Origin of the sequence: Gaetbulibacter sp. M240 (assembly GCF_043876815.1) — a bacterium.
Taxonomy (GTDB): Bacteria; Bacteroidota; Bacteroidia; order Flavobacteriales; family Flavobacteriaceae; genus Gaetbulibacter_A.
This window is the reverse complement of sequence record NZ_JBAWKA010000001.1, coordinates 541,810-565,878: the sequence shown is the minus strand read 5'-3', so window position 1 is coordinate 565,878 and position 24,069 is coordinate 541,810. Positions and strand designations below refer to the sequence as shown.

Here is a 24,069-nt window from a genome sequence, read left to right as displayed (position 1 = left end):
AACAGTATTTTAAGATTTAAGTGTATTTTTGCGTATGAATGATGACTATTTACCCAAAATAACAACATGAATTACTTTTCTTCAAATTTTAAACTCGGAATTTTAGGCGGTGGTCAACTTGGAAAAATGCTGCTTTATAACACCAGAAAATTTGATATTTACACCTGTGTTCTGGAAGCCAGTAATGCGGCTCCCTGTAAAATTGCTTGTGACGAGTTTCATTTGGGAGACCTCCTGGATTACGATGCCGTTTACAATTTCGGAAAACAGGTAGATGTCCTTACCATTGAAATCGAGAATGTTAATATTGATGCGTTAGCTGATCTTGAAAAGGAAGGTATTAAAGTATATCCATCATCAAAAACGCTACGCACTATTCAAAATAAGGCCAAGCAAAAGTTATTCTATATTGATCATAATTTACCCACGGCACCTTTTTCCCGATTTGCCTATTTGTCAGAGATCAAAGAGGCATTGAAACATGGTGGGTTAAAGCTCCCTTTTGTTTGGAAAGCGGCACAGTTTGGTTATGATGGTCAGGGTGTGAAGATCGTAAAAACTATAGAAGATCTGGAAGGGTTACCTAAAGGAGAATGCATTGCCGAGGAGCTCGTACCATTTAAAAATGAGTTAGCCGTTATTGTTGCACGAAGGGCCTCGGGCGAGGTGAAAAGTTACCCTGTTGTAGAAATGGAATTTCACCCGGAAGCAAACCAGGTGGAATATGTTATTTGTCCGGCCCGGATATCGGAAGCCGTTGCAAAAAAAGCACAAGAGGTAGCCTTAAACATATCAAAGGCCTACAATCACGTGGGCTTGCTTGCCGTGGAAATGTTTCAAACCCAGAACGACGAGATTTTAATAAACGAGGTAGCCCCGAGACCTCATAACTCCGGACACCAAAGTATTGAAGCGAGTTACACATCGCAATTCGAGCAGCATCTCCGAGCCATTTTAGATCTGCCTTTGGGTAAAACCGATAGTAAAGTTGGAGGTGTTATGGTGAATCTCGTTGGTGCTGAAGGCTACACCGGAAACGTAGTGTATGAAAACATTGCCGAGATTATGAAAATGGATGGCGTAACGCCGCACATTTATGGTAAAAAACAAACACGCCCGTTTCGTAAAATGGGGCATGTCACCATTGTGAATCAAGATTTAAATGAAGCCCGAAAGATCGCTGAACAAGTGAAAGGATTAATTAAAGTAATAAGTGAATAATATGAGCAAAGTAGGAGTAATTATGGGAAGCAAAAGCGACCTACCCGTGATGCAGGATGCCATCGACATCTTAAAAGAATTTAACATTGAAGTAGACGTCGATATTGTATCTGCCCATCGTACACCAGAAAAACTTTTCGATTATGGTAAATATGCCCACACCAAAGGGTTCTCAGTAATAATTGCCGGGGCCGGAGGTGCGGCACATCTGCCTGGAATGATAGCCTCACTATCTCCTTTACCTGTTATTGGAGTGCCTGTAAAAAGTAGTAATTCCATTGATGGCTGGGATTCTGTTCTGTCTATTCTACAAATGCCTGGTGGCGTTCCGGTTGCAACAGTAGCCCTAAACGGCGCTAAAAATGCGGGTATCCTGGCGGCTCAAATTATTGGCGCTCATGATTCTGCAGTATTAGACAAAATCATAGCCTACAAAGAAGGTTTAAAAAGTAAAGTAATCGAATCTGCGAAAGACTTAAAATAAAAAAAGCCTCAAATGAATGAGGCTTTTTTAGCTATTAACAATAATTCTGTGAGTTAGTCACTCGTGAAGTATCGGTGGCTAATATATAAAAAATTATTATGTGCGCATAGTAATCTTAATTTTTCTAAAAATATTTTTTTCATAAAATGAATCCATATTTAAAAACACCTTTCGCAACTCCCTATAATTCAGCACCTTTTTCAAAAATTAAAACAGAAGACTTTATGGTGTCGTTCATCGAATCAATGGATCAGGCTCGAGCAGAAATTGATGCTATTGTGGAAAATCTGGACGCACCAACCTTTGAAAATACAATTGAGGCTTTAGAATTTTCTGGTGAGCAACTCGATATCATTTCCAGTATTTTTTTCAATTTGAATTCGGCGGAGACCAACAAAACCATTCAGGATATTGCCCAAGAAGTATCGCCTATGCTCTCTGAGTTTAGTAACGATATTACCTTGAACAAAGTGCTTTTTGAGCGTATCAAAACAGTATATGATTCTCAAAACGAGTTGAAACTAAGCACTGAGCAGTTAAGATTATTGGATAAAAAATACAAAAGCTTTTCCAGAAATGGAGCTAATTTACCGGAAGGCAAAAAACTGAAACTCCGTGAGATTGATAAAAAATTAAGTCAGTTGAAATTAAAATTTGGTGAACATGTTCTGGCTGAAACAAATAAATTTGAAATGTTGGTAACCAATGAAGATGACCTTTCCGGGTTACCCGAAGGGGCTAAAGAGGCTGCCCAACATTTAGCGGAATCGAAAGACCTGAAAGGTTGGTTATTTACTCTGGATTACCCTAGTTATATTCCATTTATGACCTATGCTGATAACCGAGAATTAAGAAAAAAAATGGCTTTAGCTTTTGGTTCTAAAGGGTTCCACAAAGATGATCTGGATAATCAGAGTATTGTTTTGGATATCGCCAAACTACGCTTTGAGCGCGCCCAACTTTTAGGGTATAAAACACATGCACATTTTGTTTTAGAAGAGCGTATGGCTGAAACGCCTGAAAAAGTTACCGAGTTTCTGAATGAGCTTTTAGAGAAGGCAAAGCCAGCAGCAAAGCGGGAGTTTAAAACTTTGGAAAATTTTGCAAAATCTCTTGATAATATCGACCGCCTTGAAAAATGGGATGGGGCTTATTATTCAGAAAAACTAAAACAAAAATTATTCAAGCTGGATGATGAGCTATTAAAGCCTTATTTCAAACTGGAGAATGTTATTGACGGGGTGTTTACCATAGCCAACAAGCTTTACGACCTCAACTTTGAACTTATCGATACTATCGATAAATACAACGAGGAGGTTTTAACCTATAAAGTAACGCAAAGCAATGGTGATCTGGTAGCGATCTTTTACGCTGATTTTTTTCCGCGTCCCGGAAAACGAAACGGGGCCTGGATGACCGTTTACAAACCGCAATTTGTAAAAAATGGCGTGAACCACCGGCCACATATTTCAATCGTTTGTAATTTCACCAAACCCACAAAAACCAAACCTTCCTTACTTACCTTTAATGAAGTAACCACATTGTTTCATGAGTTTGGCCATGCCTTACATGGGATGTTGGCTGATACCACTTACCCTAGTTTATCCGGAACCAGTGTTTATTGGGATTTTGTGGAATTACCAAGTCAGGTGTTGGAGAACTGGTGTTACGAAAAAGAGGCCTTGGAAATCTTCGCAAAACACTACGAAACCGATGAAATGATCCCGATGGAATATGTAAAAAAAATCAAGGAATCAGCTACTTTTAATGAAGGGATGCAAACGTTGCGTCAACTCAGTTTTGGGCTTTTAGATATGAGCTGGCATGGTATCGATCCTTCAAAAATAACGGATGTAAAATCGCATGAACTGGAAGCTTTCCAAAACAGTAAACTCTATCCCGATGTAGCAGAAAATTGCATGAGTACAGCATTTTCTCATATTTTTCAGGGTGGATATTCCTCAGGATATTATAGCTATAAATGGGCCGAGGTTCTGGATGCCGATGCTTTCGAATATTTTAAAGAAGAGGGTATTTTTAGCAAAACCGTTGCAGGAAAGTTTAGAACTCACGTTTTGTCGCAGGGCGGCACAGAGGATCCGATGATCTTATATAAGCGCTTCCGCGGAAAAGAACCGGAACCTGAAGCCTTATTAAAAAGAGCAGGATTGATTAAATAATAAAATCCATTTTTTTAGTTTATTTTTGGTGTTCACATAATTGCACTATGCCAAAGCATGAACTTTATCCGGATCAATGGATTGATTTATACGCCGACTACCTTTATAATTATACCATCGTGCGTGTAAGTGATAATGATGTTGCACAGGATCTTGTGCAGGACACCTTTTTGGCAGGCTTAAAATCGATGAAGAATTTTAAAGGTGAAGCCAGTGAACGTACCTGGCTTATTTCAATATTAAAGCGTAAAATCATTGATCACTACCGGAAAATAAATTCAAATAAAGGTCAGGCCGAAGTTCGCATGAGCTATTCTGATGATCCAGAAAGCGAGGGCGATTGGCTGGAAGAGCGCGTTGCCGACCCATTTGATAAAACAGCCGAAGACACCATGCAAAATGAAGAACTTGGTGAAGCCATTTTTAAGTGTCTGGAAAAACTCCCTAAGAAACAGGCCGAGGTCTTTAAAATGAAAACTATTGAAGGCTATGAAACCGAGGTTATTTGTAATGAACTCAATATTACACCGTCTAACCTGTGGGTTATAATCCATCGGGCTCGTACGGCAATGGCACAATGTTTAAAAGAAAACTGGTTTTAATTATGTTTAAGTTTATTATTCCCTGTAAAGAAGCCAATCACAATTGTGACAAAACACAATACAAGGAATCTTCCTTCCGTGAAAAGTTAAAACTTTATGCGCATCTTATATACTGCCGAGCTTGTAGACAGTACACAAAGAACAACATCAAACTAACAAAAGTGATAAAAAAATCTCATGTTACCTGTATGGAACGAGATTGCAAAAAACGCATGCAAAAAGAATTCAATGCGGCCTTAGAGAAAGAATCTCAATAGATTTCAAATAAGCGTAAAACCAGCCATAACACAGGTATCCCTTCAACCCAAAAAGCACTGTAGTATTCGCTTTGTTTTTTTCTCGCTAAAATTAAAAGCAAAAATATCCCTAAAACAACTACGATAAGTACACTTCTGGCAAAGCCTGTTTCGTCAATAAAATAGTTCAACAACAAGATTACCAAAAGCAAAACGACCCCTACAAACTTTGTGAATCTTACTCCAATTTGTTGGGGTAATGTTGATAATTTTAAACTGTCATACTGCAAATCTCTTATTTCGAATGGTAACATGAGAACGACAACGAGAAGAAAACGCTGAATGGCTAAAATAATTACTGTTTGATTTATAGAAAGGTTATCTTCAATAACAGGAAGAAAGACAGTAACGCCTGTCCACACCAAGGCAATCAAATAAATCTTTAAACCTACAACACTACGAAGATTGTGTTGCTGATCTATAAAATAGCGTTTGGGTAAAAACGGGATGGCGTACAAAAAAGTAACCAACCCAAAACCCCCAATATAATAAAGCGTTTTTAAGCTAAGCTGTAGACCAAAATAGCACATCAAAATAAAACAAAAAAAGGAAAATATTTGTATCGCTTTCAGTCTCGTGGTTAACCTCCGATGATGAAATTTTGCAACACCAAAATACTTCACAAAATTATAACCTGTTATAGTGGCAAAAAACACAAAAAAAAGCAGAGATTCATCCAGAGGATTGTGAAGGTCTAATAGTGTTATCCAGGTTAAGCATGCAACCGATAAAGCCACGTGAATACTGCTATTAATGTAGAAATTAAAAATCTGTTTAAAAACCTTCATTTTATAAAAATACGCAAACTGTTAATAACGAAATTATTTGGTTAAAAACTTTCCGTTTTATCCCTTAAATCGTATTAATTATTACTTACTTTTGCAAAATTATATAACATATTGCAACTTAATGAATACAAAAGCTTTTGCCCTTCGCCATATTGGCCCTAGAGAAGAAGACCAGAAATTAATGTTACAAACCATTGGAGTTGACTCCTTGGATCAACTTATTAATGAAACGGTCCCTGCCGACATTCGTTTAAAGAATCCGTTGGATCTGGATGTTCCCATGACCGAGTACGAGTATCTGTTGCATATCCATGAGTTATCCAAAAAAAATAAAGTTTATAAGACTTATATCGGTTTAGGCTATCACCCTACTATTACCCCTGCGGTTATTCAGCGTAATGTTTTGGAAAGCCCGGGATGGTATACAGCATATACGCCATATCAGGCAGAAATAGCTCAGGGCCGTTTGGAAGCCTTATTGAATTTCCAAACGATGATTATGGAACTAACCGGTATGGAAATAGCCAATGCTTCATTACTAGACGAAAGCACCTCGGCTGCTGAGGCCATGGGCTTGTTGTTCGCAGTAAGAGAACGGCAACAAAAAAAGGATGACATTGTAAAATTCTTCGTCTCTGACCGAACCCTACCACAAACTTTAGCCGTGTTAGAAACACGTGCTAACCCTATAGGCATTGAATTAGTGATTGGGAAAGAAGAAGAATTTGATTTCTCTTCCGATTATTTCGGAGCCTTATTGCAGTACCCTGGAAAGGCGGGGCAGATCACCGATATTAAATCTTTTATTGAGAAAGCGAACGCTGCCGAAATTAAAGTGGCTGTGGCAGCTGATATTTTAAGTTTAACAAAACTGGAAGCTCCCGGTAAATTTGGCGCTGATGTTGTTGTGGGGACAACCCAACGATTTGGAATTCCAATGGGATTCGGCGGACCACACGCTGCTTATTTTGCAACTAAAGAAGCTTACAAACGATTTTTGCCTGGTCGTATTATTGGTGTCACAAAAGATGCCGATGGTAATCGTGCACTTCGCATGGCTTTACAAACAAGAGAGCAACATATAAAACGCGATAAAGCGACCTCAAATATTTGTACCGCTCAGGTTTTATTGGCAGTTATGGCCAGCATGTATGCTGTATATCATGGTCCTGAGGGTTTAAAATCCATTGCACAACGTGTACATAATAAGACCGTTGCATTGGCAGATGCACTCAAAAAATTAGGTTACAAGCAAGTGAACACAAGCTATTTTGATACCCTGCAAATAAAAACTAAGGCCAAGCGCATGAAGCGTTTTGCAACAAAGAAAAAAATAAACTTGTGTTATCAGGATAGAAAAACGGTTACGGTCTCTTTAAATGAAACAACGTCAATGAGAGATCTGAATTATTTGATTTCCGTTTTCGCTGAAGCTGCAGAAAAAGAGACCATAGTTTTAAACCATGTTGATCCTGCTAATGTTATTCCTGAAGCCTTACAACGTAAAACTGAATTTTTAACCTCAGATGTATTTAATACCTATCATTCGGAAACCGAATTGATGCGCTACATCAAAACATTGGAGCGCAAGGATCTGGCCTTGAATCATTCGATGATTGCATTAGGGTCCTGTACAATGAAACTTAATGCGGCTTCTGAAATGTTGCCTTTAAGTATTTTCAAATGGGCCAACATCCATCCTTTTGTAGCCAAAAAACAAGCGAAAGGTTATTTTATTGTTTTAAAGGAACTTGAAGAACAGCTTACAAAAATCACCGGATTTGCAGGCACTTCGTTACAACCCAATTCTGGGGCACAGGGTGAATTTGCCGGTTTGATGGTTATTCGTGCTTATCACGAATCGCGAGGTGATTTCCATAGAAATATATGTTTGATTCCTTCATCTGCTCACGGGACAAACCCTGCTAGTGCGGTTATGGCTGGTATGAAAGTCGTTGTAACTAAATCTACTGAAGAAGGAAATATTGACGTTGATGACTTACGAGAAAAGGCAGAATTGCATAAAGACAATTTATCAGCCTTAATGGTAACGTATCCTTCAACACACGGTGTATACGAATCGGCGATCAAAGAAATTACGAAGATCATACACGATAATGGTGGACAAGTCTATATGGATGGCGCAAATATGAATGCGCAGGTAGGCTTGACCAATCCAGGAAATATTGGAGCTGACGTTTGTCACCTTAACCTTCATAAAACCTTTGCCATACCACACGGTGGTGGTGGTCCAGGTGTAGGTCCAATTTGTGTGGCGGAACAATTAGTACCTTTCTTACCAGGAAACCCAATCAGAAGAACCGGAGGAGACCATGCGATCTCATCCATTTCAGGAGCGCCTTTTGGATCTGCTTTAGCATGTTTGATCTCCTATGGTTATATAAAAATGCTTGGGTCTGAAGGTTTAACTGCATCTACAAAAGTGGCTATCCTTAATGCAAATTATATTAAGAAACGCCTTGAAGGAAGTTTCGAAACCCTGTATTCAGGTGAACAAGGTCGTGCGGCTCATGAAATGATCATTGATTGCCGTCCATTCAAAACCCACGGTATTGAAGTTACCGACATTGCAAAACGCCTTATGGATTACGGCTTTCATGCGCCAACCGTTTCCTTCCCTGTAAATGGAACCATGATGATAGAACCAACCGAAAGTGAGAGTAAGGCCGAGATCGATCGGTTTTGTGATGCCATGATCTCTATCAAACAGGAAATTGATGCGCTTTCAGAAGGTGAAAGTAACAACGTTTTAAAAAATGCACCGCATACTTTGGATATGATCACAGCTAATAATTGGGACCTACCTTACAGTAGAGAATATGCTGCGTATCCATTAGATTATGTTAGACATAATAAATTTTGGCCTAGTGTACGACGCGTTGATGATGCCTATGGAGACAGGAATTTAATATGTTCTTGTGCCCCTATTGAAGCGTATCAGGAGGCTTAAAAGGCACTTTTGAACATCGTAAATTACAAGCTTATAGTTGGCGTTATTTTTTTAAAGGCCTTATATTGCCTTAACTGAATTAAATACCCAGAAATTAATTTATGAAAATAAAAATAACGGGAACGGGAAGTTATATTCCTTCCTTAGTTGAACCAAATGACGCGTTCCACAACCACACTTTTTTAAATAGTGATGGATCTGCCATAAATGCCACAAATGAAACTATTGTTCGAAAATTTAAAGCCATTACTGGAATTGATGAAAGGCGATATGCCAAAGATCATTTAAACACTTCCGACCTTGGATCATTCGCTGCAGAGCGCGCTATTGAAAGTGCCAATATTAACCGGGAGGATATCGATTATATCATTGTAGGACATAACTACGGCGATGTTCGTTTCGGAAGTCATCAAAGCGATACCGTTCCAAGTATTGCCTCACGAGTGAAGCACTTGTTGCGGATAAAAAACCCACGTTGTGTGGCTTATGATGTTCTTTTTGGCTGTCCGGGATGGATTGAGGGCGTGATTCAAGCTCAAGCTTACATGAAGGCCGGCATGGCTAAAACCTGTTTGGTTATTGGCGCTGAAACGCTTTCTCGAGTTATTGATCCGCACGATCGAGATTCTATGATCTATAGTGATGGTGCCGGTGCAGTTATTCTTCAGGCCCGTGAAGATGATAAAGACGAATCAGCTGGTATTATTGCTCATGAATCAGCTACCTATTCTCTGGATGAAGCCCACTTTATTTTCTTTGGAGAAACCAATAATCAGGAGATTACTGATAATCGACGCTACATCAAAATGTACGGTCGGAAAATTTATGAATTTGCCATTACCAATGTGCCGTTAGCCATGAAATCTTGTTTGGATAAAAGTGGTGTGGATATTAAAGAGGTTAAAAAGATCCTGATTCATCAGGCCAATGAGAAAATGGATGAAGCCATTGTAAAACGGTTTTACAAGCTTTATGGATTGGACATGCCTGAAAATGTGATGCCTATGAGTATCAGGAAATTAGGAAATTCAAGTGTGGCTACGGTACCCACCCTATACGACCTGATTTTAAGAGGCGATCTTGAAGAGCAAACCATTAATAAAGGAGATATTATTATTTTTGCAAGTGTTGGCGCAGGTATGAATATCAACGCTATTGTTTATCAGAATTAATAATGTACGAAAACAGTTTTCCTAACAAACGTTATAAGCATACCCTAGAATTTCTTCAAAAACACGTCCCTGAATCTCAATCGATTTTAGACCTCGGTGTCGAAAATCCATTTACTAAAATCATGAAAGATCATGGTTATTCTGTTGAAAATACTCAAGGCGAAGATCTGGATATCGATACATCAACTATTCAGAAATCCAAAGCAGATGTGGTAACCGCTTTCGAAATTTTTGAACATTTATTATCACCTTTTACGGTTCTAAAATCAATTCAATCTAATAAATTAGTAGCAAGTGTGCCGCTGAAACTCTGGTTTTCTCCCGCTTATAGAAACAAAACAGACATGCTTGATCGTCATTTTCATGAGTTTGAAGATTGGCAATTCGACTGGTTATTAGAAAAAGCAGGATGGAAAATTATAGATCGTCAAAAATGGACCAACCCCACACGAAAACTTGGAGTACGGCCAATTTTGCGGTTCTTTACCCCACGATACTATATTGTTTACGCTGAAAAAATGTAATTTTAGGCTTTAAACACCACGCTTTGAACTTTTACATTGTTATTCCCGCACATAATGAGGCTGAGGTTATTGGTTTAACTTTAGAATCCTTATCCAATCAAAGGCTTTTACCTAAGCAGGTTGTTATAGTTAATGACAATTCCACTGATGACACAGGAGCTGTTGTAGAATCCTTCATGAAAGAAAACCCATGGATTTCCTTGGTAAACTCCACCTCTTCCAACGAGCACTTACCCGGTTCTAAAATTATTAATGCCTTCTATAAAGGTCTCGAAATCTTAGATGATGATTATGATGTGATTTGTAAATTCGACGCCGACCTCATTTTTCCGGAAAACTATCTCGAGCAATTGGCCATTCACTTTAAGGAAAATAAACATCTCGGTATGGTTTCCGGGTTTTGTTACATTGAAAAAGATGGTACATGGGTTCTTGAGAATTTAACTCGAAAAGATCATATTAGGGGTGGCCTAAAAGCCTATAGGAAAAAATGTTTTCGAGACATCGGAAAACTCAAGCGATCTATGGGTTGGGATACGGTTGATGAGCTTTTAGCTAAATATCATGGTTGGAACATTCAAACTGATGAAACACTTCATGTAAAACATCTCAAACCTACCGGTCAAAGCTATAGTAAAGCTTCAAAATATCTACAGGGCGAAGCCATGTATAAAATGCGTTACGGGCTAGTTATTACTTTTATTTCAGGTTTAAAACTCGCCTATCGTAAAGGTCAAATGGGTTTAATGGTCGATTATATAGCCGGTTATTTTAGGGCCAAAAAGGTCAGGGCTGAATTTTTAGTTTCCGAGAATGAAGGGAAATTTATCCGTAAACTCCGTTGGAAAGGTATGTTGGGAAAATTAAATTTTTTAAGAGTATTCTAAATTTTATTTAAAAACAAAATCTAAAGGATTACCCATGTTTGCATTTGGATAACTAATCCCTAATAATGCAGATATTGTTGGTGCAATATCAGTAATTTCAGTTCTTTGAAAAGTAGCACCATGTTTTATACCTTTTCCAAAAAACAATAAGGGCACGTGAGTATCATACTCATACGCAGAGCCATGCGTTGAGCCCGTTTTACCATAATTAATAACGGCCGGGGCGAAGGCAAAGATAACATCTCCCGAGCGCTTCTGATTGAATCCGTTTTGAATTAACCTTTCAATACCATCAATAAAAGAAGTACTAGACATAGCCGTTCCCGTATAGGCTTTTTCAATATAATTATAACTAATAATTTCGTTCACTAAGTCCTCTTGAACATCGTCTAAATCTAAATTAAGTTCTTTCAATTTTTCTTTATTCAAAAATATTTGATTGTTGCTTATACTTTCTATTAAATTATTATTTCCATAGGTGTTAGTGATAAATTCGTTAACACTATTTCGAAACGCTTTAGAATCAAAATAACCTGCAGGAATATTCACACTTTTTAAATATTCAGGCACATCAACAGCAGCATGATCGGCGGTTAAAAACACGGTATAATTATTCTTCCCAACTGCATCATCCAATGCCTTCAAAAAACGACCAAGATCTATATCTAAGCGCAAGTAAGTGTCTTCGATTTCTTTAGAATTCACTCCAAAGTTATGACCTACATAATCTGTGCAGGAATAACTCACGGTTAAAACATCTGTTTCATTATCCTTACCTAATTGCTCACCTTTAACAGCTTCTATAGCAAAATCTGTGGTTAAACTATTTCCATAAGGCGTTGTTTTTAATATATCATAACCTTTGTTCTGACGTTTTAAAATTACTAAGTCATAAGGAAAAGTTGCTGTCTCTTTACCTTCAAATCCGCCTTCAAAATCATTCAAATCATCTCCACTTTCTGTATAGGTCTCAATAGGATAAAGGGTATTCCATTCTTTTAAATATGAATCAACATGATGTTCTTTATTAAATTCTATTACCCATTTCGGTAGAGAATCCATGTAATAGGTACTTGAAATCCAATGACCTTCGTCCTCCCCTTGAAACCAATAGGCAGCGTTTGCCGTATGTCCTGCGGGTAAAATAGATGCCCTATCTTTAATTGACACCCCAATAGTTTTTCCTCGCATTTGCGTAAACAGTCTATTCTCATCGGCAAAAGTGGTTGAAACCATCTTTCTGGGCGACATTTGTCCTGAATTATTTGAAGTTCCTACCGATTGTTCAGAATCATCTTCAACGCAGTACACATTTTTTTTCAACTCCTTATCATACCAATTATTAGATATGATGCCGTGATATTTTGGGGAGGTTCCGGTGAAAATGGAAGCATGACCCGGCCCGGTGTAAGTAGGTACATAATTAAAGTGGTTATTTTTACAATTAAAACCCTCCTTCATCAAACGCTTAAAACCATCTTCGCCAAATTTATTGTAAAAACGCGTTAAATAATCATAACGCATTTGATCTATTACGATACCAACCACAAGTTTTGGTCTTTCCAAACTTTCAGTTGAATTATTGGTATGAGATATTTGTGCTTTACTGGTAAGACTTAATAAAAAAACTAAGAGCAAAGTCAGGCTATTTTTATTCATCATTAATTCTATTAGGAATTCAAAAATAGATATTTTATAAGAGGATTATGTGAAAATGAGGATAAATACGCGTAACTTTTTTTACTTTAGCAATTCATTATTTTTATATGACTTACCTACATAACATAGGAACGTACTTTTTAATGATTGCTGAAATGTTTCGAAAGCCTACAAAGTGGAAGGTAATGAAACAACTTATCCTAAAAGATATAGACGACCTAATAATAAATTCTTTGGGTATTGTTGCGTTTATATCCTTTTTCGTGGGCGGGGTAGTAACGATTCAAACATCATTAAATATAGACAACCCTTTGATTCCAAAGTATTTGGTAGGCTTTGCCACCAGACAATCCATTATATTGGAATTTGCACCTACATTCATATCTATAATTATGGCTGGAAAGGTAGGCTCTTTTATTACCTCCAGTATTGGTACAATGCGAGTTACAGAGCAAATTGATGCGCTTGAAGTTATGGGAATAAATTCCTTGAACTATCTGGTATTCCCCAAATTCATCGCGCTTCTAATCTACCCCTTTGTTATTACCATAGCCATGGTTCTGGGAATTATAGGTGGAATGATTGCTAGCGTATATGGCGGGTTTAGCACCCTACAGGATTATATCACGGGTATACAATACGATTTTATTCCGTTCCAGGTAGCTTATGCTTATATTAAAACTATGGTTTTTGCTTTCATTCTAGCAACAGTGCCCTCCTATCATGGTTATTACATGACCGGTGGTGCACTAGAGGTTGGTAAAGCCAGTACAACCTCCTTCGTTTGGACCAGTGTACTTATTATCGTCCTCAACTATATTCTAACCCAAATGCTCCTAGCCTAATGATAGAAGTTAAAAATTTACATAAATCTTTTGGTGATAGTCACATATTAAAAGGTATTTCCACCACTTTTGACGAAGGAAAAACCAATATGATCATCGGGCAAAGTGGTTCCGGCAAAACGGTCTTTTTAAAATGTCTTTTAGGATTATTCGATTTTGAAGAAGGTACCATTTCTTATGATGGCGAGGCTTTTTCGGGACTTACAGAAGATCAGAAACGAAATTTACGAGCCAAAATGGGAATGGTATTTCAAGGAAGTGCACTGTTCGATTCTTTAAACATTCTTCAAAACGTAATGTTCCCCTTACAGATGTTTACGAAAATGAGTGATAGTGAAATGGAAGATCGCGCAGATTCTGTTCTCAAGCGTGTGAATTTAATAGATGCGCATTATAAAATGCCGAGTGAGGCTTCTGGAGGGATGCAAAAACGGGTTGCTATCGCTCGAGCCATTGTAAACAATCCTAAATATTTGTTTTGTGACGAACCAAATTCGGGTCTTGATCCAAAAACGGCAATCGTTATTGACAACCTAATTCAAGAAATCACCATTGAATACAATATGACCACCGTAATTAACTCCCACGACATGAATTCGGTTATGGAGATCGGCGAGAAAATCGTTTTCCTTAAAAACGGTATTAAAGAATGGGAAGGTTCTAATAAAAATATTTTCAAAACAGATAATGCTTCTATTACCGATTTTGTTTACTCGTCTAATTTATTTAAAAAGGTTCGTAAGATGTATTTAGAAAATATAGATTAGTTAAGGCGTTTTACTACCAAAGTATCAAGTTTATATTTCTCTTTCAACCAACGTTGCAGTTTTTCCTTTTCTTTTTCTCTTGATGCATTATTCGATAAAGAATCAACCCATTTTACTGAAAAAACAGGAATAGTATCTGTTTTTTTAAAATTTGTGCTGATCACATTAGCATAGGTAAACTCATCAATAGCTTCATAGTTTATTTTAAGTTCATCCAGAAATTCATTCAACGGAATCGTGTTTTTCTCATATACCGACAACTGGCGTACTTTTTTTTCTAAAAATGAAATTTTTTGACTTTGTGATAACAGGTCCAAAGAGTCCCTTGTACGCAGCTCCGACATGTAACGAAAATTATCAAAGCTACTCGATTGATTTTGGTTTATCACCAATTTGGTATTATTGAGAGCATTGTATTTAGACATACGTTCTTGCAACAAGGTAATCGTGTTTTCCGGAATAACATCCAGTCCGAAAGTATTAAGTTCAATACTGGATTCACCACTCGGGCCATATTTATAGGTAACATTTTTTTTCAAATAATCCACATGAGGTAAATCAGGCATCGCACCAAGTTCATTTACCACATAGCTCTTTGCATCCCTGTTAAAGTTACTCTCTTTAACCACATTAATGAATGTCCATACGGCAGGTATCATCACCACAATCGCAAGTAAAGATGCTATTCGAGCGGTACGTTTCCGCTTCGCTGAATTAATATATTTCAACATCGGAAAACCTAAAACCTTCACGACCAAAAAGGTGGCTAAAGCAATAAAAATTGTATTGATAATAAAGAGATACATGGCACCCCCGAAATACGCCCAGTTTCCTTTTGCCAATCCATAACCTGCAGTACACAAGGGCGGCATTAAGGCTGTTGCAATGGCGACACCAAAAATGGCTGAGGCTATGGTACCCCTTTTTGTACGTGCTATAATTAAGGCCATACCACCAAAAAAAGCAATCAATACATCACGAATATCCGGTTTAACCCGACCTAATAATTCGGAGGTATCTTCACTTAAGGGGAAAATATAGAAAAACAAAAAGGCTGTTAATAAACTCAGTACGATCATGATCGCAAGGTTTATTAAGGAACGCTTTAGGGTATCAATATCATTTATAGCAATAGATAAGCCTACACCTAAAATAGGGCCCATAAGCGGGGAAATTAACATGGCACCAATTACTACTGCTGTAGAATTGGCATTCAGCCCAATGGAGGCCACAAAAATGGAACAGATCAAGATCCAGGCCGTAGCACCTTTAAAGGAAATATCACCTTTAATGGCTTTAACGGTTTCATCCCGATCGGTGTCACCCCTAAAATCCAATAATTCAGTCAGGAATCGTTTTACACTTTTGAATAAGCCCTGAGCATCTTTTTTAACGGCTTCCTTAGATTGTTCAACAGCCTGCTCGTGTTTTGCTTCCTCTTCCTCAGAGAAATTGAATTTATTTTCTTCTGCCATATTTAACCATATTGCTTACCAAACTTGTCTTTTACAGCTTGGAGAACCTTTTTAATATCCTGTTCTTTTGATTTAGGAAAGATAAGTAAAACTTCGTCTTTATCAACAATGATGTAGTCATTTAAGCCATCAAGAACTACAATCTTATCTTTTTTAGTCCGCAACATGTTACCGGAAGCATCTTCTACTAAAGTTCGCGCATTAACAACCGCATTATTATTCTCATCTTTTTTCAATTTATCGTATAAACTACCCCAGGTTCCGAGGTCGTTCCAGTCAAATTCAGCACCGATAACATAAACGTTCGAGGACTTTTCCATAATGGCGTAATCCACAGAAATATTTTCAGCCCTTGGATAATTTTCTTTGATAAAATCGGATTCTGTATCTGTATTATATGCCGAAATTCCCGATTCAAATAATTGAAATAACTTAGGTTGATTCCCTTTAAAGGCCTCAACAACGCTCTTCACGCTCCACATGAAAATACCGGCATTCCATAAAAAATTACCTTGTTCAATAAAACCTTTAGCGGTTTCATAATCCGGTTTTTCTCTAAATTGATTTACAGGTTTGATGGTATTTTCAGCCTGTTTGTCAAATTCTATGTATCCGTAACCTGTGTTTGGAAAAGTGGGTTGAATTCCCAGGGTCATTAAGGCATCATTTGACGCACAAAATTCGAAGGCTTGCTCTACATTTTTTGAGAAAGTTGCTTCATCCTCGATCCAATGGTCACTTGGTGCCACGATCATAAGGGCATCAGGATTTTCCTTTTGAATTTTCAGGGAAGCGTATAAAATACAAGGTGCTGTATTACGCATTGCGGGTTCCAGAACAACCTGTTTTTGAGTAACTTCAGGAAGTTGTTCTAAAACCAGGTCGTTGTAACGCTCATTGGTTAATATATAGATGTTCTCTTTTGGGATGAGATGCGCTAAACGCTGAAAGGTTTTCTGAATTAAGGTATCTCCTGTCCCCAGCATGTCGTGAAATTGTTTGGGAAAATCCTGTGTACTAACCGGCCAAAACCGTGATCCTACGCCTCCTGCCATTAAAATGGCATAATAATTCTTATTCATTTTAAGTGTTTAATAATTCAACTTCCGCATTCGGATTAAACAGATAAATACGTCCTGTTTTAACCTCTATGCACTCATAACGCTTAACGCGCTTCTTCCCCATTTTGAAAATCTTTCCATTATAAAGTCGAAATTCACAGCCCTTGGGAATGTCAAAAATATACGTTTTATTATTGGGTTCATCAAATTTTTTTAATGCCAGAGCCAAAGCTGTATCGGTATCACTGGTGGCTTTCGGGTTTTTAAAATGTCTGGCTAAGAGTGGCAATAGATCAGATGGAAAAACCTCTGGATTCAAAAATGGCAACATGATCCGCTGAAATGTTTGTTTCCATTCTTTACCGTGCGGTTTAATAAATCGGCCGAAATTCTGATAGGCTTCGAAATGGGCAATTTCATGAAGTAGTGTGATCAGAAAGCGATAGGTATTTAAATTGGAATTGATTGTTATTTGATGAGTTCCGTTAGGTAGGGCCAAATAATCCCCGTGGCGCGTTTTACGCTCTTTCTTTATTTTTACAACCAAATGATCGTGCTCTAATAGCCGTTTTACTCTAGCCAGTGCCGATTCCGGGATGTAGTCATTTAAAAGCTCCGCCATGCAACAAAAATACAGTATTTAATAAAGTAAAAAATGATTCTATAATTTCATTTTTATAATTTTTTAATTCCGATGATACTTCATAAATTTAAAGATGAAACTTTTAAAATTAATCCTTCTGGTGACTTTTAGTTTTCAATGTTCTGAAGCATTCACTCAAGATTTAAGCAAACATAAATGGGAAAACAGGTTATTACTGATTTTAACCAATGATCCTGAAAATCTGAGTTATAAAAAACAGGTTTTAGAATTTCAAAAAGCCCCTTTAGAATTTAAAGAGCGAAAACTTCTGGTATATCATATAACACCTTCCAAGTTTAAAAAAGGACTTTATAGCGATATCTGGCAAGATACAGAAAGCAAATATGCCTTTTTTTATCCCACAAAAGCAGATTTTGAGGTTATTCTGACAGGTTTGGATGGTGGTATAAAACTACGACAAAAGACCTTATTACGTTGTTCCAACCTCTTTTCCGTGATAGACCGGATGCCCATGAGAAGGCAAGAATTGCGTAACAAATAGGGTTTAAAATCTATCTAGGGTGTTGAGTTTGATACCTGAAGCAACTTTCCGTTATAGTATTTGTTACCTTTTAAGGAAAACTCAAAAATATATTCAGCCATTTCTAAGGCTGTGGTTGGCGCCTGATATCCAGGGAATGCTTCTTCCAGCATTTCGGTTTGTACGGCACCCAAAGCCAAAACATTAAATGATATACCAGATTCCTTGTATTCCTCAGCTAAAAGCTCCGTTAAGGTAATTACCGCTCCTTTACTAGTACTGTAAGCAGCCAACCCAGGAAATTTCATGCTACCCTGTACGCCTCCCATGGAACTGATAGTAAGCACATGGCTTCCTCCTTTCATAAAGGGTAATACTACGCGTGTCAATTCAGCAACCCCAAAAACATTTGTTTTATACACCGCTTCAAAATCAGAAGTACTTGTTTCAGAAAAAGGTTTATTGATCAATGCGCCGGCGTTATTTATCAAAATATCAACCTGACTCCAGTTTTTATTAACGAATTCCGTAACCTTTTTGTAAGCATCGGCATCATTTAAATCAAAAGAAAAACAGGAAACGCCTTCTAAATGCAAAGCTTCAACGGGTTTTTCATTCCGCGAAAGCGCCAATACCTGATGACCTGCTTTCGAAAATAGTTTTACCAATTCAAATCCAATACCCCTGCTTGTTCCCGTAATAATGATATTCTTACTCATTCGTGTTTAATTTTATAGCTTTTGTTTGCGCATTGATCATTCCGCTTAAAGCGGGAATCATGTCATTTACAAAACGTGTCATGTGGGTGAAATCCATTTTATCAGCTTCGTCATCAACGTGATGATAGTACTCGAAATTTGTAAAATCAAAAGTTGAAATAGCATGTGCCGGAATCTTGAATGCATTATAGAAGGGATAATTATCTGACCTTTTGAATAAGTTCAATTCCTTGGCCTGAGGTAAAAACCCAATAATTGTATCTTGCGCATACGCATTTAATTGTTCGGCCATATTAGATGCATCATAACCTGAAATATAGGCTAGCGCGTGATTCGGATCTCGAGGCACTCCAATCATTTCAATATTAATCATAGTATACACATCCAGTTCCATGGCCTTCAACCTTGACGCTAAATGCGTAGATCCCTTCAACCCTTTCTCTTCACCGGAATACAAGGTAAACAATATACTACGCTTCGGGTTTTGCCAGGCGAAATATTTGGCCCAGGCCAAAACAGCCACTGTTCCTGAGGCATCATCGTTGGCGCCGTTGGCGATAGAATCACCGTTAATTTCTTTACCAAAACCAATATGATCATAATGCGCTCCTAAAATAACATACTCATTTTTTAGTTCCGGATCTTGTCCTTCTATAGTACCCACAATATTGTAGCCAACCATGTCTTTAATATTAAAACTGTCGCGATAGGTTTCAAAAAAAGGTTTAACATTGTGGGTTTTAAACGTGTTTTCAATATAACGCGCAGCCAATTCTATCCCTTGGCTGCCGGTATCACGCCCCTCTAACTCATCGGATGCTAAATATTCCAAATCAGCTTTAATTTCCAGTTCATTAACAGACGGTTTTTGAGCGTTGCAACTAAAAACAACGAACGACAAAAGGAGAAATATAAATTTTTTCATTTCATTTTTTTAAGAGACTAAAGGTATAAAAAAGATCATATTTTGAGCTAACTCGAACTATATTCTTAGCCTGTGCTCCCATCCGGCATCAATATTTCCTTAAAAAAAGTATTTAAATTGTTTAAATAATTATATTTGAGAAAATTACTTCTCCCTAAAACCCATTCTACCTAAAATTATTTTGTTGTTGATAGCTGCTTCAAATCGGCGTGTTATGCTATTGAGTAAATTGAAACAACTATGAAACAGTTTTTATTTGGGTGCTTTTTAATTATAAGTGCTTTTGGCCTTGCACAATCCCAATTTACGATTTCGGGAGACGTAAAAGACACCAATCAACAAGGAATCGCCTTTGTGAACGTACTGTTGGTAAAAGCGCAAGATTCTTCTTTAGTAAAAGGTACCATTTCAAATGAGAATGGATTTTATAGTATAAATAGTGTGTCTGCTGGAACCTATAAAATCATAAGCAGTTTCGTGGGCTATCAAACTCATTATTCTAAAACATTCACTCTAAACCAGAACTATAAGCTTGAAACCATTATTATGGGTGAAGGCGAATTACTTGATGAAGTGGTTGTTGAAGCCAAAAAACCACTGTATCAACAAAAAACGGATCGTATGGTCATTAATGTTGAAAATAGTATCGTTTCATCCGGTAGTACCGCTCTTGAAGTTTTAGAACGCTCGCCCGGGGTCAACATTAACAGGCAGAGTAACAGTATTTCAATATCGGGTAAAAGTGGTGTGGTTTTGATGATCAATGGTAAAATTAGTTATATGCCGGAATCTGCTGTGGTTCAAATGCTTCAGGGTATGAGTGCCGATAATATTGAATCGATCGAATTAATAACCTCACCTCCTGCCAATTTTGATGCCGAAGGCAATGCGGGCTACATCAATATTGTTCTAAAAAAACGATCCGATCTGGGGCTTAACGGGTCCTACACCCTATCGGGAGGTTACGGGAATGGTCTGACAACCAATAACAACCTTAATTTTAATTACCGAAAGGAAAAGATTAACATTTTCGGGAGTTATGGCTTTGTTTTGGACGAGCGCAATAATACTTTTAAAACCAGTCGGGAATATATGGAAGGTGGGAACGCTTTAGCCACCTTTACAGAGACCAACAGAGACCCCAGAGACCGAACTCACAATTTTCGATTAGGTCTCGATTTCGACATTTCTGAAAAAACAATTATGGGCGTACTCCTTAATGGGTTTAATAATAAATGGACCATGGATGCCTATAATTACAGATTTGACACTGAAAATGGAATGCCCACTTCATTTCTCGATATTTATAATTTTGAACTACACGATAAAAAACATATCGGTCTGAACTACAACCTAAAACACAATTTTAGCGAGGACAGTTATTTAAGTTTTAATGTGGATTATCTTTACTATAAATTTAACAACCCAACAGACTATGAGAATATCTACTACGATGAAAACAATAATTTTTTGCGGACCGAATATTTAAGATCCGGAAAGATAACTCCACTTGCAACCTGGGTTGGTTCCTTAGATTATAGTACCACGGTAAACGACGATTTAAAGGTTGAGACTGGGGTGAAAGCTGTTAAATCCAATTTTGAAAATTATGTCAACGTAGATAATCTGGAAAATAATGTTTGGGTCGAAGATCCTAGCTTGACCAATACTAGTTTTTTAGATGAAAAAATTTACGCTGCCTATGGGTCTGCAGATTATACATTAACAGAGAAAACCAGTGTGAAACTAGGTTTACGGTATGAGCATACTATTTCTAAGTTGGATACCGATAAGCAGGGCACTGTAGTAGACCGAAATTATGGGATTTGGTTCCCCAGTGCTTACTTCAATCATAAATTGAATGACACTTTAAGCCTCAACCTTTCCTATAGCAAACGTATTACGCGCCCTACCTTCAATGATCTAGCACCATTTGTGCTTTTTTTCGATCCTAATACCTTTATTTCAGGAAATGCCTCTTTACAACCTGCTATTTCAAACGCGTATAAATTCAGTGTAAATTATAAATCCTATTTTTTGTCTTTTGAATACACAAACCAGGATAGCACCATTGCCCAATTTCAAGAAAAATTAGACCCCAGTACAGGACGATTAATTTTTGAAGCGGCAAACCTCGATTACACAAAGACCTTTAGTATCATTTTGGGCCTACCCGTAAAAATAACATCCTGGTGGCGTACTCAAAATAACATTAATCTGGTAAAGCAAACGGTTCGAACTTTTTACAACGAAGAGCCTTTAAAATTAAGCATTGGCAATTTTTCGGCAAACAGCTCCCATTCATTCAAGATATCTGAAAGTTTTTCAGCCGAGTTATCTGGGCTTTATAATGGTCCAAGTATTTTTGGTTCCGCCCGCTATCAAAGTTATTATGCCCTAAATTTTGGAGTTCAAAAAAAGCTCAAAGACAATTGGGGTAATTTAAAATTTGGAATCAATGATCTTTTAGAAAGTTTTGAATTTAATGGAGGAACGGATCTTCCAGATCAAAACATTAAAACGAGTAATACCTTCGATTTTTCGAACAGGACCTTTTTACTTACCTATTCCAGGAATTTTGGAAACACAAAGGTTAAAGCCGCTCGAGATCGTGAAACGGGCTCCGAAGAGGAACGTCGTAGGGTAAATTAATTATAGCCTTAAGAAGTAGTTTAAGAAACTAAAAATCATTACTTTAGAACAAAATACTAACTATGCCAATTTATATGGACAGGCACCATTTGCCAGACGATATAACTCCCGAAAAATTATCAGAGTTACATCAGCAGGATCTGCATATAGAGCATAAACACAACTGTAAAGCCTTTACCTATTGGCTGGACCTTGAACAGAGATATGCATTTTGCTTAATTCAGGCGCCTAATGAAGAAGCTATTTATAATTTACATAAAGAATCACACGGGGATTTACCGACTACAATTATTGAGGTAGAACCAGCAGTAGTTAAATCCTTTTTAGGACGTATTAGTGATCCTGAACCCAGTGAAATTAATGCATTACAGGAAATTAACGATCCGGCTCATCGTATTTTGATGATGATACGAACGAAACACCTAAACGACTTCAATAGCTTTAGAAAAGATCATGTTAAAAGTTCAGGTTTTGAGAACCAATTGAATCAAATTGTTGGGCAAAACGAAGGTAGGATCACCAATAAAAACAGCTCAGAGATCTTAATTTTATTTCGGTCTGTTGGGCAGGCTGTAACATCAGCGCAACAAATAACTCAAGCATTAAAAAATACAGAATCGCAAAATATTAATATCGGAATCGTCTCTGGTTTTCCGGTGACACCAGACTCGGATACTTTTTTTGAAGAGGCGATTACACAACTTACCAGATTTTGTACTTTAATTAAAGCCCCAGTAATCATTAATAGTGAACTTAGAGCCTTATACCATCAAGAACAGGGCAAAAATAACAAAACACTTCACGATGCTTTTATACTAACCCCCGGCGATGAGCGGTTTATAAATAAACTCTTCAAATTTATAGATGTGCATTGGAATAATCCAAATTTGGATTTGGACTTGTTTAGTCGTGCTATGGGCCTCAGTAAATCCCAACTCTACAGGAAACTCATGCGCTTATCAAATCAATCTCCAAATAACTTCATTCGAAATTATCGTCTAAAAGAGGCTTTAGAACGCCTTAAGACTCAGAAAGGAAATATCTCGGAAATTGCTTTTGAAACCGGATATAACAGTGTTGGATACTTCTCAAAACAGTTTAAAAACGCCTTTGGTCTATTACCATCCAATTATCTTAAAACGGTAAAAAATTCTTGATTTTCAACAACCTATGCAATGATTTTACACTTATTTGAACGATTTGTCCAAATCGTGCCAAAAATTCTCACCTAATTTAGTAGTGAACAAAAAGATTCATTATTAACTAACAATCCAATCATTATGAAAACGATTAAATCAATTGTTATTCTCGTGAGTTTATTAACAACACCAATTATTATGGCACAAGAAAGCACCGCTGCCGATCTTTTAAGAAAAGAAGCCAGCACACCAAAAATGAATATGTATGTTATTGAACGCGACATACCAAATGTGGGAGCATCTACAACAGAGGACCTCACAAACATTTCGAAAAAATCCTGTAGCGTTTTGGATGGTATGGGCTCTAACATTAAATGGGTAAATAGCTTTGTTACAGGAGACAAAATTTACTGTGTATATTTAGCCGAAAATATTGAACTCGTAAAAGAACACGCCACAAAAGGGGGGTTTCCTGCCAATAAAATTAGTAAAGTGGAAAACGTTATTGATCCTTCAACGGCAAATAATTGAAAAAGAATAGAACAGAAAATAAAAAAACCACTTCTTTTGAAGTGGTT

22 protein-coding genes are annotated in these 24,069 nt (G+C 37.3%); 15 read left to right on the top strand and 7 right to left on the bottom strand.

The genetic code is table 11. The features are described from left to right. Window positions 1-66: 66 nt before the first annotated feature. The 5 genes from V8G61_RS02415 (at window position 67) to V8G61_RS02395 (ending at window position 4,744) form a co-directional block, all read left to right on the top strand. Entirely contained in the window at window positions 67-1,221 is a 1,155-nt protein-coding gene (locus V8G61_RS02415) for a 5-(carboxyamino)imidazole ribonucleotide synthase (RefSeq protein ID WP_394873835.1), read from the top strand. Window position 1,222: 1 nt separating this feature from the next. Beyond that, the gene (gene purE / locus V8G61_RS02410) at window positions 1,223-1,705 is read left to right on the top strand and encodes a 5-(carboxyamino)imidazole ribonucleotide mutase (RefSeq protein WP_394873834.1); all 483 of its coding nucleotides are present in this window, start codon (window positions 1,223-1,225) and stop codon (window positions 1,703-1,705) included. Window positions 1,706-1,851: 146 nt separating this feature from the next. Further along, window positions 1,852-3,885, top strand: a complete 2,034-nt coding sequence (locus V8G61_RS02405) for a M3 family metallopeptidase (RefSeq protein ID WP_394873833.1) — start codon at window positions 1,852-1,854, stop codon at window positions 3,883-3,885. Window positions 3,886-3,932: 47 nt separating this feature from the next. Beyond that, on the top strand, window positions 3,933-4,487 hold the full coding sequence (locus V8G61_RS02400) for a sigma-70 family RNA polymerase sigma factor (RefSeq protein WP_394873832.1): 555 nt from the start codon (window positions 3,933-3,935) through the stop codon (window positions 4,485-4,487). 2 nt (window positions 4,488-4,489) lie between these two features. Next, window positions 4,490-4,744: a hypothetical protein gene (locus tag V8G61_RS02395; protein WP_394873831.1), complete on the top strand. Its 255-nt coding sequence runs from the start codon at window positions 4,490-4,492 to the stop codon at window positions 4,742-4,744. On the opposite strand, the gene V8G61_RS02390 is transcribed toward V8G61_RS02395, so the two are convergent. After that, window positions 4,738-5,406: a hypothetical protein gene (locus V8G61_RS02390; protein WP_394873830.1), complete on the bottom strand. Its 669-nt coding sequence runs from the start codon at window positions 5,404-5,406 to the stop codon at window positions 4,738-4,740. The genes V8G61_RS02395 and V8G61_RS02390 overlap by 7 nt on opposite strands. A gap of 286 nt (window positions 5,407-5,692) precedes the next feature. Between V8G61_RS02390 and gcvP the strand changes: the two genes are divergently transcribed. The 4 genes from gcvP to V8G61_RS02370 all read left to right on the top strand — a co-directional run bounded on the left by gcvP (window position 5,693) and on the right by V8G61_RS02370 (window position 11,125). Continuing rightward, complete coding sequence (gcvP, locus tag V8G61_RS02385; RefSeq protein ID WP_394873829.1) at window positions 5,693-8,542, top strand: aminomethyl-transferring glycine dehydrogenase; 2,850 nt, start codon at window positions 5,693-5,695, stop codon at window positions 8,540-8,542. A gap of 101 nt (window positions 8,543-8,643) precedes the next feature. Then, window positions 8,644-9,714, top strand: coding sequence for a 3-oxoacyl-ACP synthase III family protein (locus tag V8G61_RS02380; protein ID WP_394873828.1), 1,071 nt, complete (start codon window positions 8,644-8,646; stop codon window positions 9,712-9,714). 2 nt (window positions 9,715-9,716) lie between these two features. Continuing rightward, window positions 9,717-10,238, top strand: coding sequence for a methyltransferase (locus V8G61_RS02375; protein WP_394873827.1), 522 nt, complete (start codon window positions 9,717-9,719; stop codon window positions 10,236-10,238). Window positions 10,239-10,261: 23 nt separating this feature from the next. Continuing rightward, a complete protein-coding gene (locus tag V8G61_RS02370; protein WP_394873826.1) occupies window positions 10,262-11,125 on the top strand; it encodes a glycosyltransferase family 2 protein in 864 nt (287 codons plus the stop codon). A gap of 3 nt (window positions 11,126-11,128) precedes the next feature. On the opposite strand, the gene pafA is transcribed toward V8G61_RS02370, so the two are convergent. After that, on the bottom strand, window positions 11,129-12,784 hold the full coding sequence (gene pafA / locus V8G61_RS02365) for an alkaline phosphatase PafA (RefSeq protein ID WP_394874480.1): 1,656 nt from the start codon (window positions 12,782-12,784) through the stop codon (window positions 11,129-11,131). 107 nt (window positions 12,785-12,891) lie between these two features. Between pafA and V8G61_RS02360 the strand changes: the two genes are divergently transcribed. Together V8G61_RS02360 and V8G61_RS02355 are read left to right on the top strand one after the other, a co-directional pair. After that, window positions 12,892-13,629, top strand: coding sequence for an MlaE family ABC transporter permease (locus V8G61_RS02360; protein ID WP_394873825.1), 738 nt, complete (start codon window positions 12,892-12,894; stop codon window positions 13,627-13,629). Continuing rightward, window positions 13,629-14,396 (top strand): ABC transporter ATP-binding protein, encoded by a 768-nt coding sequence (locus tag V8G61_RS02355; RefSeq protein ID WP_394873824.1) that lies wholly within the window; start codon window positions 13,629-13,631, stop codon window positions 14,394-14,396. Before V8G61_RS02360 ends, V8G61_RS02355 begins: the two co-directional genes overlap by 1 nt. Here the strand turns inward: V8G61_RS02355 and V8G61_RS02350 are convergent. The 3 genes from V8G61_RS02350 to V8G61_RS02340 are packed head-to-tail and all read right to left on the bottom strand — an operon-like array spanning window position 14,393 to window position 17,554. Continuing rightward, entirely contained in the window at window positions 14,393-15,871 is a 1,479-nt protein-coding gene (locus V8G61_RS02350; protein ID WP_394873823.1) for a DUF389 domain-containing protein, read from the bottom strand. The genes V8G61_RS02355 and V8G61_RS02350 overlap by 4 nt on opposite strands. 2 nt (window positions 15,872-15,873) lie before the next feature. After that, window positions 15,874-16,953 carry a mannose-1-phosphate guanylyltransferase gene (locus V8G61_RS02345; protein ID WP_394873822.1) on the bottom strand — a complete coding sequence of 360 codons (1,080 nt, stop codon included), beginning with the start codon at window positions 16,951-16,953 and terminating at the stop codon, window positions 15,874-15,876. Between the two features lies 1 nt (window position 16,954). After that, the gene (locus V8G61_RS02340) at window positions 16,955-17,554 is read right to left on the bottom strand and encodes a SprT-like domain-containing protein (protein ID WP_394873821.1); all 600 of its coding nucleotides are present in this window, start codon (window positions 17,552-17,554) and stop codon (window positions 16,955-16,957) included. Window positions 17,555-17,648: 94 nt separating this feature from the next. Here V8G61_RS02340 and V8G61_RS02335 point away from each other — a divergent pair, with 94 nt between their 5' ends. Next, window positions 17,649-18,077, top strand: coding sequence for a DUF4174 domain-containing protein (locus V8G61_RS02335; RefSeq protein ID WP_394873820.1), 429 nt, complete (start codon window positions 17,649-17,651; stop codon window positions 18,075-18,077). Between the two features lie 14 nt (window positions 18,078-18,091). Here V8G61_RS02335 and V8G61_RS02330 read toward each other — a convergent pair whose 3' ends face one another. Together V8G61_RS02330 and V8G61_RS02325 are read right to left on the bottom strand one after the other, a co-directional pair. Next, window positions 18,092-18,775: an SDR family NAD(P)-dependent oxidoreductase gene (locus V8G61_RS02330; RefSeq protein WP_394873819.1), complete on the bottom strand. Its 684-nt coding sequence runs from the start codon at window positions 18,773-18,775 to the stop codon at window positions 18,092-18,094. Then, on the bottom strand, window positions 18,768-19,700 hold the full coding sequence (locus V8G61_RS02325) for a M28 family peptidase (RefSeq protein ID WP_394873818.1): 933 nt from the start codon (window positions 19,698-19,700) through the stop codon (window positions 18,768-18,770). The genes V8G61_RS02330 and V8G61_RS02325 overlap by 8 nt, the downstream gene beginning before the upstream one ends. 240 nt (window positions 19,701-19,940) lie before the next feature. Here V8G61_RS02325 and V8G61_RS02320 point away from each other — a divergent pair, with 240 nt between their 5' ends. The 3 genes from V8G61_RS02320 (at window position 19,941) to V8G61_RS02310 (ending at window position 24,022) form a co-directional block, all read left to right on the top strand. Further along, window positions 19,941-22,352 carry a TonB-dependent receptor domain-containing protein gene (locus V8G61_RS02320; protein WP_394873817.1) on the top strand — a complete coding sequence of 804 codons (2,412 nt, stop codon included), beginning with the start codon at window positions 19,941-19,943 and terminating at the stop codon, window positions 22,350-22,352. 62 nt (window positions 22,353-22,414) lie between these two features. Then, window positions 22,415-23,509 (top strand): nickel-binding protein, encoded by a 1,095-nt coding sequence (locus V8G61_RS02315; RefSeq protein WP_394873816.1) that lies wholly within the window; start codon window positions 22,415-22,417, stop codon window positions 23,507-23,509. Between the two features lie 123 nt (window positions 23,510-23,632). Then, complete coding sequence (locus V8G61_RS02310; RefSeq protein WP_394873815.1) at window positions 23,633-24,022, top strand: DUF4242 domain-containing protein; 390 nt, start codon at window positions 23,633-23,635, stop codon at window positions 24,020-24,022. Window positions 24,023-24,069: the final 47 nt, after the last annotated feature.